Source organism: Cellulomonas olei (assembly GCF_039548315.1).
Taxonomy (GTDB): Bacteria; Actinomycetota; Actinomycetes; order Actinomycetales; family Cellulomonadaceae; genus Cellulomonas.
Genome location: NZ_JBCLVN010000009.1, coordinates 56,951 through 74,023, shown reverse-complemented (window position 1 = coordinate 74,023; position 17,073 = coordinate 56,951). Strand labels below are relative to the sequence as shown.

The window sequence follows — 17,073 nt, the reverse complement described above, 5'->3', positions numbered from 1 at the left end:
CGTCATCTCCCGCGAGCGTCCCACCGCGAGTACGCGGCGACGCCGGCGAGCCACAGGGCAAGGGCGAGGCCGGCGGCCGGGGTGCTGCCCGGGTGGTGGCTCAGCACCGCCCACCACCGCGCGGTCCCGGCCAGGTCACGGGAGCCCGCGAGCCAGCTGACCATCGCGAACAGGGCGAGCGGCAACCACGCGGCGGCCGGCGGGAGCAGCACGGCGCTGACCAGGACCGCCCCGAGCCCGAGCAGGCCGCTGCGCAGCACGAGGACGGTGCTGTCGGGGTCCAGACCCCGGACCGCGCCCACCGCGGCTCCGGTGCCGAGGACGGCGACCGTCAGCGCGAGTGCCCACGACGCGCGGAGCCCGGCGAGCCGGCCGCGCGGCAGCGTCGCCTCCACGCCGCGTCCCGGTGGGACGAGCGAGCCGAGGCAGCAGAGGGCGGGAAGGACGGAGCAGACCCCGAGCGTCACGAGGGCGACGCCGTCGGCCAGCGGGACGTTCCGCAGGCCGAGCGGCACCCAGCCCACCACGAGCGCGGCGGCGGCGACCGCGGCGACGACCGGGCGCGCGCCGCCGCGGGACACCACGAACAGCGCCGGCAGCGACCTCTGCCGGGCGGTCACCAGGCGCCCCGGCACGACCTCAGCACGACGAGGGCGGCGCGGGCCTCCTCGAGGCCGGGCGACGTCCCGACGGGCGCCGCTCCGGCCCGGGCCCACGCGCCGACGAGGCCGGAGACGTCGACCGACGGCGAGAGCCACCGCGCGACGGTCACCTCGGCCTGCACCCGGGCGGTCAGGTCGCCGTCCGTCCACGCGCGCCCGCCCTCGTCCGCGCAGCGCGATGCGCCGAGCACGACGTCCCACGTGAGGCCGTCGGGGCGGGCCGCGTCGCCGATCGGCGGGCCGACCACGACGATGGCGGGCCGGGGCGCGCCCGGGTCGCCCGGCTGGTACCGGAGCGCGCCGATCGCCGGGTCCAGCTCGCGGAGCCGGGCGTCGAGCGGGGCTACCTCGGCGGCGAGCCGGCGGAGGTCGCGCGACTGGTCCGGCGGCAGGCAGACGCGGGCGTCGTCACCTGCCTCCGCGCACGGCCACCCGGCCGCGTCCGACCAGGCGTGGACACCGCCGTCGACCTGGTCGCGCCAGGCGCTCGCCGCGGGGACCGCCAGGAGCGCGGCCGCCAGGGCCGCCGCCACCGCGGGGACCCCGCCGCCGCAGGACGCGACCACAGCGGCGATCGCGACGACGGCGCCGACGAGCAGCACGACCAGCTGGGCGACGAGCACGCTCGTGCGGACCTCGATCGCCGTGACCGACGCGTCCGTCGCCCCCGTGAACGCGACGAGGCGCGACGCGCCGCCGAGATCGAGTGCGAGCGCGGCGTAGCCGATCGCGGCGACGAGCGGGGGTACCACCCACTGACCCCGCAGGCCCGGCGCGGAGCCCATCGCGGTCCCGACCGTCGCCGCGGCTCCGACACCCGCCAGCGCGAGGAGCACATCGCGCCGCGCCGACCAGGGCGGCGGGGACCCGGCCGCCGCCAGCGAGGCCGCTCCCAGCACGCTCAGCAGCAGCCCGAGGCACGCCCAGGCAGCGATCCCGGCGCTGCGTCCCAGCAGCAGCCGCGCGCGGGCGGCGACGGGTGCCGACCTCAGCAGCTCCTCGGCGCCGCTGCGGCGGAGCCGGATCGCGTCCGCCGCCGCCAGCCCGGCGACCACCGGCCACAGCACGATGACCTGCGTCAGTGCGGCGTCGACGGCCCACAGGGCGCTGTCGCGCACGGGGAACCGGGAGGACAGGACGAGGACACCGGCCAGGCCGACCGGGAGGAGCGCGACCGCCCACCCGCGTCTCACGGCACCGCCCCGGCGTCGGGGTCGTCGGCCACGGGAGCGCCGTCGAGCAGCGCGAGCAGTGCGGCCTCCGCTGCTGACAGGATGCCGGTGGCGCCATGGGCTCCGTCGCCCGTCACGCCTGCCGAGGAGCGCCCGACGAGGTCGTCCGGGGTGCCGGACCACACCCGACGGCCGGCGTCCAGCACCAGGACGGAGCCTGCGCACCGGACCACGTCCTCCACCAGGTGCGTCGACAGCAGCACCGTGCGGTGCTGCGCCAGCCTGACCACGAGCTGCCGCACGCGCAGCCGCTGCACGGGATCGAGGCCGGACGTCGGCTCGTCGAGGATCACCAGACCGGGGTCGTGCACGACGGCCTGGGCGAGGAATGCCCGGCGCCGCTCGCCCCCGGACAGTCGCCCGATCGGGACGCCGGCCTTCGCCGCCAGCCCCACCTCGTGGAGCACCTCGGCGGTGCGCTCCGCGGCTCGCCGACGCCCCAGGCCGCGCAGCCGGCCCACGTAGGACACGAGCTCGGAGGCCGTGAACTCTCCGGGCCAGCCGGGCTCCTGCGGCAGGAGGCCCACGTCGCGCCGCAGCGCGGCTCTCAGCCGGGTCGTGCTCAGGTCCACGCCTCCGCGCGCCACGTATCCCGTGCTGGGTCGGACCGTGCCGGCGAGCATGCCGAGCAGCGTGCTCTTCCCGGCACCGTTCGGCCCGAGGACGCCATGCACACCCGGTCCCCACTCGTGGTCGAGGGGCGCGAGCGCCGTCACCCCGCGGTACTCGCGCCCGAGGCCGCGGGCGGCGAGGGGCTGGCCGCCGGACATCAGAACGTCGTGCCCGTGCAGGCGTCCGGAGCCCATGCGATGTCGACGCAGATCTTCGCGTGCGTGGACCAGATGCCCGTGTTGTTCGCCGACGCCCGGACCGACACGCCCTCGGTCAGTGTCGACGTGGTCCGCGATGTCTGCGCGGACCCGTCCGCGACCGTCGTCATCACCAGGAGCGACTTCCCACCCGGGTAGGCCCGCCAGACCTGCTGCTGGTGCGACCCCGTGATCTGCCCGTAAGCTGCCCGGCCGTCCGACGCCGAGCGGTCGCGCACAGTGAAGGACGCCGAGTGCAGGTTGCCTCCGGCCGCGGCCGACCAGCCCCGGAACACGGTCGCGCTCCCCGAGGCCACGACCGAGGTCCCGGACCGAACCTCCAGCGTCCCCGTGCTCAGCGCCGCCGCGCCCGCGGCCGAGCCGAGGACGAGAGCGATGACCCCCGTCGCCACGGCCGACGCCGCGCGGTACCGGACGCCTCGTGCGAGTGAGCGGTGTGCCATGGTGACCTCCCCGTCCGTCCCGGGCCGGTCGCCGTCAACCGGCCGTGCCGCAGTGCGGGCACTGACCCCACGCTGTGGTGCGTGGCTGGGCGGGGCAACGACCGACGGCAGGTCAGGGTGGTCGCCGGGCAGGATCAGGGGCGGCGACGGCCCGGATCGAGGGTCCGCGGCCACGGACGGGGTACCGGAGGGTCGGTCGGTGAGTACCGGGCCGCCGCGTCCGTGGCGCGGCGGCCCGGCGGCAGCCTGCCGGGCTCAGGCGTTCGTGACCACCAGGGCCACGTTGTGGCCCCCGAAGCCGAACGAGTTGTTCACCACCGCGATGTCGCCGGCGGGCAGGGCCCGGGGAGTGTCGCGCACCAGGTCGAGCACGAGCTCCGGGTCGGGCTTCTCGACGTTGATCGTCGGGGGCGCCTGGCGGTCGCGCACGGCCAGCACGGAGAACACCGTCTCCAGGGCGCCGGCGCCGCCGAGCAGGTGGCCGGTCATCGACTTGGTCGCCGACAGGGCGACGGCGTCCGCGTCCGCGCCGAGCGTCTCGCGGACGCCACGGGCCTCGATGAGGTCGCCGACGACCGTCGAGGTCGCGTGGGCGTTGACGTGCTTGACGTCGGACGTCGCGACGCCGGCGTCCGACAGCGCCATCCGCATGGCGGCGATCTGGCCGCGGCCGGTCGGCTCGGGGGAGGTGATGTGGTAGCCGTCGGAGGACAGGCCGACGCCCGCGACCTCCGCGTAGACGGTGGCGCCGCGGGCGGCCGCGTGCTCCGCGGACTCCAGCACGACGATGCCGGAGCCCTCGCCGATGACGAATCCGTCGCGGTCCACGTCGTACGGGCGCGAGGCGCGGGCCGGGTCGTCGGTGCGGGTCGACAGGGTGCGCGACGCGGCGAACGCCGCCATCGGCATCGGGTGGATCGTCGCCTCGGTGCCGCCGGCGATCACGACGTCGGCGCGGCCGCTGCGGATCATCTCGACGCCGTAGCCGATCGCCTCGGCGCCGGACGCGCAGGCCGACACCAGCGCGTGCGCGCCGGCGCGGGCACCGAACTCCAGCTCGACGTACGCGGACGGCGAGTTCGGCATGAGCATGGGGACGGTCATCGGCAGGACGCGGCGGGCGCCCTTCTCGCGCAGCGTGTCCCACGCGTCGAGGGTCGTCCAGATGCCGCCGATGCCGGACGACACGACGACGCCGAGGCGCTCGGGCTCGACCTCCGGGGCGCCGGCGTCGGCCCACGCCTCACGCGACGCGATGATCGCGTACTGCGCGGACGGGTCCATCTTCTTGATCTCGGGCCGGGGGAGGACCTCCTCCGGGCGCACCGCGAGGGTCGCGGCGAAGTCGACCGGCAGCCCGTACGTCTCGGCCCAGTCGTTGTCGAGGGTCCGCGCGCCCGACGTGCCCGCCAGGGCGGCCTGCCAGGTGCTCGGGACGTCCCCGCCGAGCGGGGTCGTGGCGCCGAGGCCGGTGACGACGACTCGCGTGCTGCTCGGAGAGCTCATCGGGTGCTCCTGTGGGTGTCGGGTGACGGGGGTGACGGGTGTGCCGGGACGCGACCGGGGTCCGCGCCGCGGGTGCCTGGACGGCTCCCACGACGCCGGCGCGTGGCCGGCGCGCGGCGCGGACCCCGGTCGGTGAGCCTCAGGCCTGGGCGTTCGAGATGAACGACACCGCGTCGCCGACGGTCGCGAGGTTCTTGACCTCGTCGTCGGGGATGCGGACCTCGAACTTCTCCTCGGCCAGCGTGACGATCGTCATCATCGACAGCGAGTCGATGTCGAGGTCGTCCGTGAACGACTTCTCGGGCAGGACCGAGTCGGTCGGCAGGCCGGTCTCCTCGCTGACGATCTCGGCCAGACCGGCCAGGATCTCCTGCTCGCTGTGCGCCATCGGTGTCTCCTTGGGTGTGTGCTGCGCCGCACCGGGGGTGCGGCGACGGTCGTGCGGTCGATGAACGGTACTGCGGCCGGGCGCCCGCTCAGGGCAGCACGACCACCTGGGCGGCGTAGACGAGGCCCGCGCCGAAGCCGATCTGCAGGGCGAGCGCGCCGCTCGACACCTGGCCCTCGCGCAGGAGGCGCTCCGTCGCGAGGGGGATCGACGCCGCCGAGGTGTTGCCGGTGTCCGCGATGTCGCGGGCCACGGCCACGGTCTCGGGGAGCTTGAGCTGTTTGATCATCTGGTCGATGATCCGCATGTTCGCCTGGTGCGGGATGAACGCGTCGATCTGGTCGGCGGTCACGCCCGCGGCGTCCAGGGCCTTCTGGGCGACGGGGGCCATCTGCCACACCGCCCACTTGAAGACGCTCGGGCCCTCCTGGCGCAGCGTCGGCCAGCCGGCGCCGTTGTCCCGGACGTCGATCCAGGAGTGCGTCTGGCGGATGGCCTGCGCCTGCGCGCCGTCGGAGCCCCACACGGTCGGGCCGATGCCGGGGGTGTCGGACGGGCCGATCACGACCGCGCCGGCGCCGTCGCCCAGCAGGAACGAGATGCTGCGGTCGGTCGGGTCGATGAAGTCGCTCATCTTCTCCGCGCCGATGACGAGCACGTGGCGGGCCGCGCCGGCGCGCACGAGGGCGTCAGCCTGGCCGATGCCGTAGCAGTAGCCGGCGCAGGCGGCCGAGACGTCGAACGCTGCGGCGGGCGTCGCGCCCAGCCGGTCCGCGAGGATCGCGGCGCCCGACGGGGTCTGGTGGAAGTACGTGACTGTCGCCAGGATGACGGCGTCGATGTCGGCGCCCTGCAGGCCCGCGTTCTCGATGGCCTGCCGGCCGGCGCGCTCCGCGAGGTCCAGCACGTCGGTGTCGGCGCCCGCGCGGGTCCGCGTGACGATGCCGGTGCGCTGCCGGATCCACTCGTCGGAGGAGTCGATCGGGCCGACGAGGTCGTCGTTCGGCACGACGTTCTCGCCGCGCGCGGCGCCCAGGCCGAGGATCCGCGTGTGGGCGGGGCCGGTGGCCTGGGTCAGGGTGGGGCGGGTCACTGGGCGTTCTCCCGGGAGTCGTCGGACGGTGCGGGCTGGTCGGGCACCGGGCCACCGGCGGCCGTCAGGTGGCGGGCCACGAGGTCGCGGGCGGCGGGCAGGTCGGCCGGCGACGTGATCGCGACCGTCTCCACCCCGGGCAGGCTACGCCGGGCCAGGCCCTTGAGCACACCTCCCGGGGCGAGCTCCAGCAGGCCGGTGACCCCGAGCTCCGGGAGCGTCGCCTGGCACAGGTCCCAGCGGACCGGCGAGGCGATCTGCGACACCAGGCGCGCGACGACGTCGGCGCCCGTGGCGTCCGGGCCGTAGGCGGTGCCGTCGGCGTTGCTCAGCAGGGCGGTGCGCGGCGCCGCGCTCGTCCAGCCGGTGGCGACCGCGCCGAACGCGTCGAGCGCGCTCTGCATGTAGGGGGTGTGGAACGCACCGGCGACCTGCAGCGGCACGACGCGCGCGCGGGCCGGCGGGTTCTCCTGGAACCGGGCGATGGCCTCGAGCGACCCCGCGGCGACCGTCTGGCCGCCGCCGTTGACGTTCGCCGGCCACAGGCCCGCGGCCTCGATCGCCGCGGCGACCTCCTGGGGGTCGCCGCCCAGCACCGCGGTCATGCCCGTCCGCTCGGCGGCCGCGGCCTCCGCCATGAACCGCGCGCGGTGCGACACCAGGCCCACGGCGCCGGCGTCGTCGAACACGCCCGCGACGGCCGCGGCGGCGAACTCGCCGACGGAGTGGCCGGCGGTCGCGTCCGGCAGCACCGGGGCGCCGGCCTCGTCCTCCAGCGCCCGCAGCGCGAGCAGCGAGGCGGAGACGATCAGCGGCTGGGCGACCGCCGTGTCCCGGATGGTGTCGGCGTCCGACGTCGTGCCGTGGGACGCCAGGTCGACGCCGGCGGCCTCCGACAGGACCGCGAGGCGGTCGGCGGTGCCGGGCAGCTCGAGCCAGGGGGCGAGCATGCCGGGGGTCTGGGCGCCCTGTCCGGGGCAGACGATCGCGAGCACCCGACCACTCTGCCGGGTGCGGCGGGACCTGCCCGCCCACGACCCGCACCACGATGCCGACCCGGGCTTGTACCCCTCCCACAACTCCGCGGCGCCGACCCCCGGCGCCGAGTTCGGCACTTCCTGTGCGAGTTCGGCAGCTGGGACTGCCGAGCTCGCCTGGGACTGCCGAACTCGGCGGGCGCCGGGGTGGGGTGGGGTGGGGGTGGGTCAGGGGTGGTCGAGGCGGCCGACCGCCAGGGCCTGCTGCAGGACGTAGGCCTCGCGGGGGTCGAGCGGGTCCCAGCCGGTGACCTCCGCGACGCGGCGCAGGCGGTACCGGACCGTGTTGGGGTGCACGTAGAGGGTGCGCGCGGCGGCCTCCAGCGACCGGCCGGCCGCCAGGTACGCCGTCAGCGTCTCCAGCAGCGACCCGGTGCTGGCGAGCAGCGGGACGTACGCCTGCCGCACCAGCACCTCCCGCGCGGACGCGTCCCCGACGAGCACCCGCTCCGGCAGCAGGTCGTCGGCGAGCACCGGGCGCGGCGCCTGCGGCCAGGCGGCGACCGCGGCGAGGCCGGCGAGCGCGGCCCGGGCGGAGCGCGCGGCGTCGGCCAGGTCGTCGCCCGTGGGCCCGAGCACCACGGGACCGGGGCCGAATCGCGGGATGAGCGACGTCGCGGCCTCCCGCAGGTCGCCCGTGCCGCCGAGGAACACCACGAGCCGGTCGCCCTGGATGCCGACCAGCGCGTCGTCGGCGGCCCGCCGGGTGGCGCGCCGCAGGTCCGAGGTCCGGACGTCGTCGAGCGGGGACGCCGTGGTCCCGACGACGACCAGCGTGCGGCCGCGGCCGCTCCAGCCGAGCGCCGCGACGCGGGAGCGCAGCGAGTCGTCCACGTCCCCGCGCAGCAGCGCGTCCACGACCAGCGCCTCGAGCCGGGCGTCCCACGCCCCGCGCATCTCGGCGGCCCGGGCGTAGACCTCCGCCGCGGAGAACGCGACCTCGCGGGAGTACCGCAGCACCGCCTCCAGCAGGTCGCGCTCGCCGCCGGGTGCCGCCAGCCGGTCCGCGTGCTCCTCGACGACATCGACCACGACGCGCACGAGCTGGAGGGTGTGCTGCAGGGAGATGGAGCGGGTCAGCTCCGGCGGGGCGGTCGCGAAGATCTCGCCGACGCCGTGCGGCGGCTTGGAGGGATCGGCGAACCACGTCACGAACGCCGTGATGCCGGCCTGCGCGACGAGCCCGACCCACGACCGGTCGTCGGCCGGCAGCGCCCGGTACCAGTCCAGGTCCTCGTCGAGCCGCCGCATCGCCGCCGCCGCCAGCACGCCGCCGCCCTCGCGCACGCGACGCAGCGTCTCGCCGTTGGTGGCGTCGGGCGCCGTGGCGATGCGGCCGGCGCGCGTGCGGGTGCGGGCGGGGGAGAGCCCCTCGGGCGCGGGTGCCGGCGCGGGTGCGGGCGCGGGTGCGGCGTCGGCGGGGGCGTCCTCGCCGGCTGGTGCGTCCTGCGGTCGTGTCGCGGTCGTCGTCGAGGAGGTCGTCGCGGGTGCCGCGGACGTCCGGCGGGGCTCGGCCATCCCCCGAGCATACGGGGACGGCTTGTGGGGACCCGACAAAGCGTGCGCACGCGTCGCCGCCGCCGGCCGACCGTTCGACCAGTGCGTCGCGGGCCTAGCGGATAGTGTCGCGTCATGGCTCTGCTGTCCCGACTGCGCCGCCTGCTGGGCCGGCCCGCGCCCGCGTCCCGTGTCGGCGCCCGTCGTCCGTCCACCACCCAGCGGCACGGCGACGTGCCCCAGGAGGACGCCCTGCGCTCGCGCCTGGGGGACGACCCCAACGACGAGCGCGCGTTCGCCGCGCTGGCCGAGATCGTCCGCCGCCACGCGGTGACGGGCTCCGACGACGACCCGCTGACCGCCGAGGCCGACGACGCCGAGAAGCAGCGTGCGGCCGACCTGGCCGTCTGGTCCCTCGGCGAGGAGCTCGCCGGCAACCCGCGCGCCTGGTACCCGCTGGTCGAGGTCGCCCGGCTGTCCGTGCGCGACGACCTGGAGGGCACGATCCGCCGGCTCACGACCGCCGCGGAGCGCGACCCCTCCGGTCAGGCGCTCGTGGCCGGCCTGCGGCTCCTGCGCGAGGCGGGGCTGCCGGTCGACGCCCTCTCGCTCGGGACGGGCCACTGGCACCCGCGCGAGCACGACCCCGAGGTGGGTCGCGAGCTGGTGCTCGCCGCCGTCGAGGCCGGTCGCCCGATGGACGCCAAGCAGCACCTGGCCTCGCTGGACCTCTACCCGAAGCAGGACGAGATCGCGCACCTGCGGCGCGAGCTGACGCGGCTGGTGGAGCAGGCGGAGCGCAGCGCCGGCGCCTGACCCGCGCGGCGGCGTCCGCCCGACCGCAGCGCCGGCGCCCGACCCGCGCGGCGGCGTCGGCCCGGCCGGAGTGCCGGCGCCCGAACCGCGCGGCGGCGTCGACCCCGGACCTGCCGGGGCACCGCACCTCACCGGTCCCGCACGCACGAGGGGCCCCGCACCGGATCCGGTGCGGGGCCCCTCGTGCGTGTGCCGGGCGGCTCGGTCAGGACTCGCCGCCCGCGTTGCCGGACGTGCCGGCGGTGACGTCGTACAGCCGGTACCGCTCGATGGCCTGCGCCGGGGCCTCCGGCGCGACCTTCCCCTCGCGGGCGAGCTGCTGCAGGACGCGGACCACGGTCGACGGCCCGTCGATCTTGAAGTGCCGGCGGGCGGCGGCGCGGGTGTCGGAGAACCCGAACCCGTCGGCGCCGAGCGTGGCGTACCGGCCCGGGACCCACTGCCGCACCTGGTCGGCGACGAGGTGGTCGTAGTCCGTGGTCGCGACGAACGGGCCCTCGGCGCCCTGGAGCTTCGCCGTGAGGTACGGCACCGGCTCCTCCTCGCCCGGGTGCAGGAACGCGTGCTCCTCGGCGGCGAGCGCGTCGCGACGCAGCTCGTTCCAGGAGGTCACGGACCACACCGCGGCCTGGACGCCCCAGTCCTCCGCGAGCAGCTTCTTCGCCTCGAGCGCCCACGGCACCGCCACGCCGGACGCGAGGATCTGGGCGCGCGGCCCGTCGCCCTCCGCCGGGGACAGCAGGTAGATGCCCTTGAGGATGCCCTCGACGTCGACGTCCTCCGGCTCGGCCGGCTGGACGATCGGCTCGTTGTAGACCGTCAGGTAGTAGATGACGTCGGGGTCGCGGCCGTCCTCGCCGTACATCCGCTGGATGCCGTCCTTGACGATGTGCCGGATCTCGTACCCGTACGCCGGGTCGTAGTGCACGACGTGCGGCATGGTCCCCGCGAGCAGCGGGGAGTGGCCGTCGGCGTGCTGCAGGCCCTCACCGGTCAGCGTCGTGCGACCGGCGGTGGCGCCGACCAGGAACCCGCGGGTCATCTGGTCGCCGGCCGCCCAGAACTGGTCGCCCGTCCGCTGGAACCCGAACATCGAGTAGTAGAAGTAGAACGGGATCAGCGGCTCGCCGTGCGTGGCGTAGGACGTGCCGACCGCCTGGAACGCGGACGCCGACCCGGCCTCGTTGATGCCGGTGTGCATGATCTGGCCGGCCTCGGACTCCTTGTAGGAGAGCATGAGGTCGCGGTCGACGGCGAGGTAGTTCTGGCCGTTGGTGTTGAAGATCTTCGCGCTCGGGAAGATCGAGTCCAGGCCGAACGTGCGGGCCTCGTCGGGGATGATCGGGACCAGGCGCGGCCCGATCTCCTTGTCCTTGATGAGGTCCTTGAACAGCCGCACGAGGGCCATCGTCGTGGCGACCTCCTGGTGCCCCGAGCCCTTCTTCAGCAGCTCGTAGGACTTCTCACCGGGGAGGGTCAGCGGCTTGTGCGTGGTGCGGCGCTCCGGCACGTACCCGCCGAGCGCGCGGCGGCGCTCCTGCAGGTACTGGATCGCCGGGTCGTCCTGGCCGGGGTGGTAGTACGGCGGCAGGTACGGGTTCGCGTCGATCTGCTCGTCCGTGATCGGGATGTGCAGCGAGTCGCGCAGCGTCTTGAGCTCGTCGGCCTTGAGCTTCTTCATCTGGTGCGTGGCGTTGCGCCCGGCGAAGCCCGAGCCCAGGCCGTAGCCCTTGATGGTGTGCGCGAGGATGACGGTCGGCTGGCCGGTGTGCTCCCGCGCCGCCTTGTAGGCCGCGAAGATCTTGCGGTAGTCGTGGCCGCCGCGCTTGAGCGCCCAGATCTCGTCGTCCGTCATGCGCTCGACGAGGGCCTTGGTGCGCGGGTCGCGCCCGAAGAAGTTCTCCCGGATGAACGCGCCGTTCTCGGCCCGGTACGTCTGGAAGTCGCCGTCCGGCGTCGTGTTCATCAGGTGCACCAGGGCGCGGTCCTTGTCCGCGTTGAGCAGGGCGTCCCACTCGCGGCCCCAGATGACCTTGATGACGTTCCAGCCGGCGCCGCGGAACTGCGCCTCGAGCTCCTGGATGATCTTGCCGTTGCCGCGCACCGGGCCGTCGAGCCGCTGCAGGTTGCAGTTGACGACGAACGTCAGGTTGTCGAGGCCCTGCTGCGCCGCGTGCTGCAGCATGCCGCGGGACTCCGGCTCGTCCATCTCGCCGTCGCCGAGGAACGCCCAGACGTCCTGCTGGCTGGTGTCCTTGATGCCCCGCAGGTGCAGGTACTTGTTGGTCCACGCCTGGTAGATCGCGGAGGACGGGCCGAGGCCCATCGACACGGTCGGGAACTCCCAGAAGTCCGGCATCAGCCGCGGGTGCGGGTACGACGGCAGGCCGCCGCCCGGGTGCGACACCTCCTGGCGGAAGCCGTCGAGCTGGTGCTCGGTCAGCCGGCCCTCGAGGAACGCGCGGGAGTAGACGCCGGGGGAGGCGTGACCCTGGAAGTAGACCTGGTCGCCGCCACCCGGGTGGTCCTTGCCGCGGAAGAAGTGGTTGAGGCCCACCTCGTACAGCGTCGCCACCGACGCGTAGGAGGAGATGTGCCCGCCGACCGCCACGCCCGGCCGCTGCGCGCGCGTCACCATGACGGCGGCGTTCCAGCGGTTCCAGGACCGGAACTTGCGCTCCAGCACCTCGTCACCGGGGAAGTACGGCTCCTCGTGCACGCCGATGGTGTTGACGTACGGGGTGTTGAGGTCGGCCGGGATGGCCACGTTCCGCTCGCGCGCCCGCTTCAGCATGCTGAGCAGGACGTACCGCGCCCGGGGACCGCCCTTGTCGTCGATGAGCCCGTCGATGGACTCGACCCACTCGGAGGTCTCCTCGGGGTCCACGTCCGGTACCTGGCTCAGCAGGCCGTTGATGAGCGGCCCGCGCTCGTCCTTCGAAGCCACCAGTGCTCCTCGCCTCTCCACGCGGGGGCCGGTCGGCCCCGGTGCGCATCTCGGCCCGCCGGTGTGCGCGCGACGTTCGGTGCGCCTCGCCACCGGGCGGGTAGTAGGACCATTGTCCGCCCCCCGGGAGGTGAAAGTCTCCCCGTCCACACCCCGGGTTGCGTGACGTCCGTGACAATCGTGCCTGACCAGGCCCGCCGACGTGGCGCCGGTCACCTCACGTCGTCCCCAGGGCGGCGCGCCGGGGTTGCCAGGCGCGGCGGCGGTGCGGTGGGCTACCGTTCGGTGATCGAACGGCAGGCCGCCGCTCCCACGGGACGGCGGCCCGGACGGAAGGAACGGGTCGGGACGTGGCATCCAGCACGGACGACGCCTCCCAGGGGGCGGGTCGTCTCGGGTTCACCTCGGGGCAGGTGGTCCAGGAGTTCGGGTACGACGACGACGTCGACGAGGACCTGCGCTCCGGACTGGAGGACATCACCGGCGCCGAGCTGGTCGACGAGGACTACGACGACGTGGTCGACGGCGTGGTCATCTGGTTCCGCGACGAGGACGGCGACCTCGCCGACACCCTCATGGACGCCATGACCGTCCTGGACGACGGCGGCGTCATGTGGGTGCTCACGCCGAAGCCCGGGCGCGGCGGCCACGTCGGCCACGACGACATCGAGGAGGCCGCCACCACGGCCGGCCTGCACGCGACCAGCACGTTCTCCATCGCGGGGGACTGGTCCGCCACCCGGCTGGGCAGCCGCGGCCGCGGTCGCTGACGTCGTGACCGGCGGTCCGCTCCCCGAGGGCGCGGTCGCGCCGGTCGTCACGCTGCCCGACACCCACGGCGCGTCCGTGACCGTGGGCGGGCCGGCTGCGTCGGCGACCCTGCTGGTCTTCGTGCCGTTCGCGTTCTCGCGCACCTGCACGGCGGAGCTGACGGAGCTGCAGGACGGGCTCGAGGAGCTGCGCGGCGCGGGCGTGCGCGTGCTCGCGGCGTCCTGCGACCCGGTGTTCGCGCTGCGCGCCTGGGCCGAGCAGGACGGGTACCGGTTCGACCTGCTGTCGGACTTCTGGCCGCACGGCGCCGCCGCCCGCGCGTACGGGGTGTTCGACGACGCGCAGGGCTTGGCGCGGCGCGGGTCGTTCCTGCTCGACGCCGACGGGGTGGTGCGGTGGACGCTCGTGCACCCCGGCGGGCGGGCGCGGCCGTTCGCGGCGTACCGCGAGGCGCTCGCGGGGCTCTGACCCGCGCCGGGGGCGTGCGGCGGGCGGCGCGCCGGAGGGGCGCGGCGAGAGGCCACCTCCCCGCGTGCCCGGTCGCGCGCGACGCCCGGCTGCTGGCCTCTCGGCGCCGTCGGCCGTTGGGGCGGCCGCCGGGGAGGGTCGTCGAGGACGGCACCGGTAGGCTGACGCACCGCACACGAGGGGCCTGTAGCTCAGTTGGTCAGAGCGCCGCGCTTACACCGCGGAGGTCGCCGGTTCGAGACCGGCCGGGCCCACCGACCGACCGACCTACCGCCCGCCCCCTCCCACCCAATCCCGGACGGCTCGCTCGTCACGACCCGGCGTCGGCTCACTCGTGTACGTCGATCCCCCAGGTCAGGGCAAGGGACGCACGTCCCGGTTCGGGATCGTCCCGTCTTGCCCCGAATTGCCCGGGCGGGTCGCGTGGCAATCGGGTGATGTCGCAGGACGCTGCCTGGTTTGTCCCTGAAGTATGCCTGTGGCAACCCTGTACGACGCTAGCGTCTGAGCCGCCCGCAGCGCCGTGACCTGCGCGGGCGTCCCTCCGCGCTTCCTCAGGAGCCTCTCCATGTCCTCCTCCGGACCCCAGTACCCCGTCGTCGAGCCCGCCCCCGACCCGGCCGCACCTGCGGCGCCGGCGGCGCAACCCGTTCCCGGCCCCACCGCCCCGGGACCCCTGCCCACCGCCCTCCGCGCGCTGCGCGCCGTCCTCGCCGGCATCTGGCAGGGCGACCCGGTCACCTCGCTGCGGATCGCCGCGCACCACAGCGCCCGCAGCCTCCTGCTGTGGTGGCTGGTCCTGCTCACCAACGGGGTCCTCGCGGGGATGCTCGTCGCGTCGTTCGTCGCGAAGTCCGCCCAGGGCGCCGCGTCGGTGACGAACAGCCTGCTCGACCCCTTCACCGGCGGGTACACCTCGTCGTACGTCGACGACGCGTTCTCCGTCCCGGTCTCCACGCTGCTCGGCGTGATCGTGACGGTCGCACTCCTGGTCGTCGCGGTCCTCGTGCTGCGGACGGTGACGGTGTTCTGGACGTTCGGGGTGCGCGGTGCCCGGGGCCGCTTCCGGGACGCGGCGGCCGTGGTCGCGACCTCCGCGTCGGCCACGCCCGTGCTCCTGGCCGCCGCCTGGGTGCTCTCGCTGATCCCCGGGGCCGGTGGCGCCCTGCTCGCGCTGGCCGTGCTCGCGGTCGGCGGACTGGGGCTGGCCGTGGTCTCCGAGGCCCTCGTGTACATCGGGCTGAACCGCACGGTGCGGTTCACGAAGAGCCCGCTCGTCCCGCACGCGTCGCTGACCGTCGCCCACGTGGCGCTGTGCATGACGCTGTTCGGGATCGCCAACGTCGTCGCGCTCGCGTCGCTGCTCGGATGAGCGCCCTCCCGGCGACGGCGCGCGCCCGTTCGCGCCGCAGGACGCCTGTGCTGGCGGTGCTGGTCGTCGCGCTGGTCGCGGTCCTGTCCGCGTGCGGCGCACGGGTCGACACCGTGTTCACGCTCGACGACGGCCCGTCGGGGTCGCGCGTGATGACCCTGACGCTGTCGCGGTCCGACCTGGACCAGTACGTCAGCGGCGGGGTGGCGGCGCTCGAGGCCAGCATCCAGAACCACAAGCCGGCGGAGCTCGACTACGCGGGCACCACCGTGACCGAGGAGGCCGCGACCGCGACGTTCACCCTGACCTTCGACTCGGCGGACGCCTACCGTGAGAAGGTCGCCGCGGTGCTCGCGGCCGGCGGGCGGACCGAGCCGCCGACCATCGGCCTGACCACCGAGGACTCGCTGTTCCTGCGGGGTGCGGCGATCGAGGAGGACTTCACGTCGCTCGAGCTGCTGCAGTGGCTGGCCGACGGGTTGGTCGCGGACGGGACCGTGTCCGCGGACAACGAGGGCAACATCCTGGAGTCCGGCGACACCCAGGTCGTGTACCGCGGCGAGACCACGTCCGCCTACCAGCCGATCTCGTTCGCGGACATCACCGACAACGGCGTGACGCAGGTGCAGCTCACCACGTGGCTCGGCGGTGACGGCGGGTACCGGCGGGCGGTGGACATCCGGATGCCGGAAGCCGCGTACGCGTCGGACCCCGAGGCGTTCGACGCGTACGTCGCCGGGGTCGTCCCGGACGGCGGGGAGCTGACTGTCGCCGACTCCGACGGCTCGTCGTACGGCTGGGTCGTGACGTTCGCCGCGGACGACGCCGCCACGCTCGCGACCATGACCGACCAGGTGCTCGGGTCGGACGGGACCGAGTTCTCGGTCACCGAGGAGCAGGACGCCCAGAACCCCACCCGGCGGCACACCGAGGTCGTCGACGTCGTCAGCTGCGACGCGATCTGCTCGCCCGAGGCGGCCCCGGTGGTGAGCACCCTCGTCGCCCCGTCCGGGTGGGAGGTCGGCAGCACCTCCGCCGACGCGACGGTCGAGGTGACCGACGAGGGCGTGGCGGTCACGCACCGGCCGACGTCGACGCCGGTGGCGTTCGACCACGCGATCCCGTTCGAGTCGATCCACGTCTCGACCACGATCGGGTTCGACCGGTCCGTCGAGCAGACGCTCACGTTCGACGTCTCCGACGAGGACGTCGCGGCGGCGGGCGACGGGTTCGAGCGTCTGCTCACCCCCGCGGACGGCGCCGGCGAGCTCACGACCAGCAGCGCGGACGGCACGACGAGCTACGTGCTGGTGTTCAGCGCGCAGGACGTGGACGACTACAACACCCAGATCTCGTCGCTCTCGCCAGGGGCCACTCTCGACCTGTCCCCGGCCGAGGGCGACGGGTTCTGGTGGTCGCGGTACCGGGTGCACCTCGACCTGGATCTCGCGGGGTCGGTGGCCTCCGGAGGGGTCGCGAGCCCGATCAGCTACGAGACCCGGGTGCCGTTCGGCTACACGATCTCCGAGCGGGACTCCGCGGTCGGGGACGCGGGCACCGTCGACGGCCGGGTCGCGACCGCCGTCGGGCTGGGCGCCTCGGACCCGGTCTCCTCGATCGCCGTCTCCGGTCCGACGCTCGCGGTGCTGATCCTGGTCGGCGTGCTGCTGGTGCTGGGGCTCGTGGTCGTGGTGGCGCTCGTGGTCTTCCGGCAGCGCGTCGGTGCGTGGATCGACGTGCGGGTCGCACGGCGTGCGGAGAAGGCCGCCGCACGCGCGGCCGCCGCACCGGCGGCGGAGCTGCCGGTGCTCGTCGGTGGTCCGCGCGGCGACACTGCGGGGCAGCCCGGCACGGGAGAGCAGCACGCGGGGCCGCCGGTGCTGGTGGGCCCCGCGGCGGAGCAGTTCAGCGAGGCCGACCTGGTGTAGGGCGCCCGAGCGCGCGTGCGGCGGGTCCCGGTGCATGGCCGGGGCCCGCCGCACGGACGTCCGGCGCCCGACCGGCGGGAGCC

General features: G+C 75.0%; 15 protein-coding genes and 1 tRNA gene. 6 read left to right on the top strand and 10 right to left on the bottom strand.

The annotated features are described in order from the left end of the window. Positions 1–2 precede the first annotated feature (2 nt). The 9 genes from AAHH18_RS05025 to AAHH18_RS04985 all read right to left on the bottom strand — a co-directional run bounded on the left by AAHH18_RS05025 (position 3) and on the right by AAHH18_RS04985 (position 8,709). Positions 3–635: a hypothetical protein gene (locus tag AAHH18_RS05025; RefSeq protein ID WP_343300802.1), complete on the bottom strand. Its 633-nt coding sequence runs from the start codon at positions 633–635 to the stop codon at positions 3–5. After that, the gene (locus tag AAHH18_RS05020; protein ID WP_343300801.1) at positions 617–1,855 is read right to left on the bottom strand and encodes a hypothetical protein; all 1,239 of its coding nucleotides are present in this window, start codon (positions 1,853–1,855) and stop codon (positions 617–619) included. Before AAHH18_RS05020 ends, AAHH18_RS05025 begins: the two co-directional genes overlap by 19 nt. Beyond that, positions 1,852–2,664, bottom strand: a complete 813-nt coding sequence (locus AAHH18_RS05015; RefSeq protein WP_343300800.1) for an ABC transporter ATP-binding protein — start codon at positions 2,662–2,664, stop codon at positions 1,852–1,854. Before AAHH18_RS05015 ends, AAHH18_RS05020 begins: the two co-directional genes overlap by 4 nt. Further along, complete coding sequence (locus AAHH18_RS05010) at positions 2,664–3,167, bottom strand: hypothetical protein (protein WP_343300799.1); 504 nt, start codon at positions 3,165–3,167, stop codon at positions 2,664–2,666. Before AAHH18_RS05010 ends, AAHH18_RS05015 begins: the two co-directional genes overlap by 1 nt. A 255-nt stretch (positions 3,168–3,422) precedes the next feature. Continuing rightward, positions 3,423–4,673, bottom strand: coding sequence for a beta-ketoacyl-[acyl-carrier-protein] synthase family protein (locus AAHH18_RS05005; protein WP_343300798.1), 1,251 nt, complete (start codon positions 4,671–4,673; stop codon positions 3,423–3,425). 139 nt (positions 4,674–4,812) lie between these two features. Then, positions 4,813–5,061, bottom strand: coding sequence for an acyl carrier protein (locus tag AAHH18_RS05000; RefSeq protein ID WP_146838928.1), 249 nt, complete (start codon positions 5,059–5,061; stop codon positions 4,813–4,815). 88 nt (positions 5,062–5,149) lie between these two features. Beyond that, positions 5,150–6,154, bottom strand: a complete 1,005-nt coding sequence (locus AAHH18_RS04995) for a beta-ketoacyl-ACP synthase III (protein WP_343300797.1) — start codon at positions 6,152–6,154, stop codon at positions 5,150–5,152. Next, complete coding sequence (locus AAHH18_RS04990) at positions 6,151–7,149, bottom strand: ACP S-malonyltransferase (RefSeq protein ID WP_343300796.1); 999 nt, start codon at positions 7,147–7,149, stop codon at positions 6,151–6,153. Before AAHH18_RS04990 ends, AAHH18_RS04995 begins: the two co-directional genes overlap by 4 nt. 210 nt (positions 7,150–7,359) lie before the next feature. Then, the gene (locus AAHH18_RS04985; protein ID WP_343300795.1) at positions 7,360–8,709 is read right to left on the bottom strand and encodes a PucR family transcriptional regulator; all 1,350 of its coding nucleotides are present in this window, start codon (positions 8,707–8,709) and stop codon (positions 7,360–7,362) included. 114 nt (positions 8,710–8,823) lie between these two features. Here AAHH18_RS04985 and AAHH18_RS04980 point away from each other — a divergent pair, with 114 nt between their 5' ends. Then, positions 8,824–9,504 (top strand): hypothetical protein, encoded by a 681-nt coding sequence (locus AAHH18_RS04980; RefSeq protein WP_283320699.1) that lies wholly within the window; start codon positions 8,824–8,826, stop codon positions 9,502–9,504. Between the two features lie 205 nt (positions 9,505–9,709). Here the strand turns inward: AAHH18_RS04980 and aceE are convergent, their stop codons facing one another. Next, entirely contained in the window at positions 9,710–12,451 is a 2,742-nt protein-coding gene (gene aceE / locus AAHH18_RS04975) for a pyruvate dehydrogenase (acetyl-transferring), homodimeric type (protein WP_343300794.1), read from the bottom strand. Positions 12,452–12,801: 350 nt separating this feature from the next. On the opposite strand from aceE, the gene AAHH18_RS04970 reads away from it, so the two are divergent. From AAHH18_RS04970 to AAHH18_RS04950, 5 genes are all read left to right on the top strand, one after another. Then, positions 12,802–13,221 carry a DUF3052 domain-containing protein gene (locus AAHH18_RS04970; RefSeq protein ID WP_222172034.1) on the top strand — a complete coding sequence of 140 codons (420 nt, stop codon included), beginning with the start codon at positions 12,802–12,804 and terminating at the stop codon, positions 13,219–13,221. Positions 13,222–13,225: 4 nt separating this feature from the next. After that, the gene (locus AAHH18_RS04965) at positions 13,226–13,690 is read left to right on the top strand and encodes a redoxin domain-containing protein (protein WP_343300793.1); all 465 of its coding nucleotides are present in this window, start codon (positions 13,226–13,228) and stop codon (positions 13,688–13,690) included. A 180-nt stretch (positions 13,691–13,870) separates the two neighbouring features. Further along, positions 13,871–13,944, top strand: a tRNA-Val gene (locus tag AAHH18_RS04960). A 314-nt stretch (positions 13,945–14,258) separates the two neighbouring features. Continuing rightward, positions 14,259–15,062, top strand: coding sequence for a hypothetical protein (locus AAHH18_RS04955; protein ID WP_343300792.1), 804 nt, complete (start codon positions 14,259–14,261; stop codon positions 15,060–15,062). Then, entirely contained in the window at positions 15,059–16,990 is a 1,932-nt protein-coding gene (locus AAHH18_RS04950; protein WP_343300791.1) for a hypothetical protein, read from the top strand. The genes AAHH18_RS04955 and AAHH18_RS04950 overlap by 4 nt, the downstream gene beginning before the upstream one ends. Positions 16,991–17,073 lie beyond the last annotated feature (83 nt).

What these genes read in the sequence shown, in the direction of transcription:
- AAHH18_RS05015 (WP_343300800.1), bottom strand. Translation starts at nt 2,664, where the DNA reads ATGTCCGGCGGCCAGCCCCTCGCCGCCCGCGGCCTCGGGCGCGAGTAC.
- AAHH18_RS05010 (WP_343300799.1), bottom strand. Translation starts at nt 3,167, where the DNA reads ATGGCACACCGCTCACTCGCACGAGGCGTCCGGTACCGCGCGGCGTCG.
- AAHH18_RS05005 (WP_343300798.1), bottom strand. Translation starts at nt 4,673, where the DNA reads ATGAGCTCTCCGAGCAGCACGCGAGTCGTCGTCACCGGCCTCGGCGCC.
- AAHH18_RS05000 (WP_146838928.1), bottom strand. Translation starts at nt 5,061, where the DNA reads ATGGCGCACAGCGAGCAGGAGATCCTGGCCGGTCTGGCCGAGATCGTC.
- AAHH18_RS04985 (WP_343300795.1), bottom strand. Translation starts at nt 8,709, where the DNA reads ATGGCCGAGCCCCGCCGGACGTCCGCGGCACCCGCGACGACCTCCTCG.
- AAHH18_RS04980 (WP_283320699.1), top strand. Translation starts at nt 8,824, where the DNA reads ATGGCTCTGCTGTCCCGACTGCGCCGCCTGCTGGGCCGGCCCGCGCCC.
- AAHH18_RS04955 (WP_343300792.1), top strand. Translation starts at nt 14,259, where the DNA reads ATGTCCTCCTCCGGACCCCAGTACCCCGTCGTCGAGCCCGCCCCCGAC.
- AAHH18_RS04950 (WP_343300791.1), top strand. Translation starts at nt 15,059, where the DNA reads ATGAGCGCCCTCCCGGCGACGGCGCGCGCCCGTTCGCGCCGCAGGACG.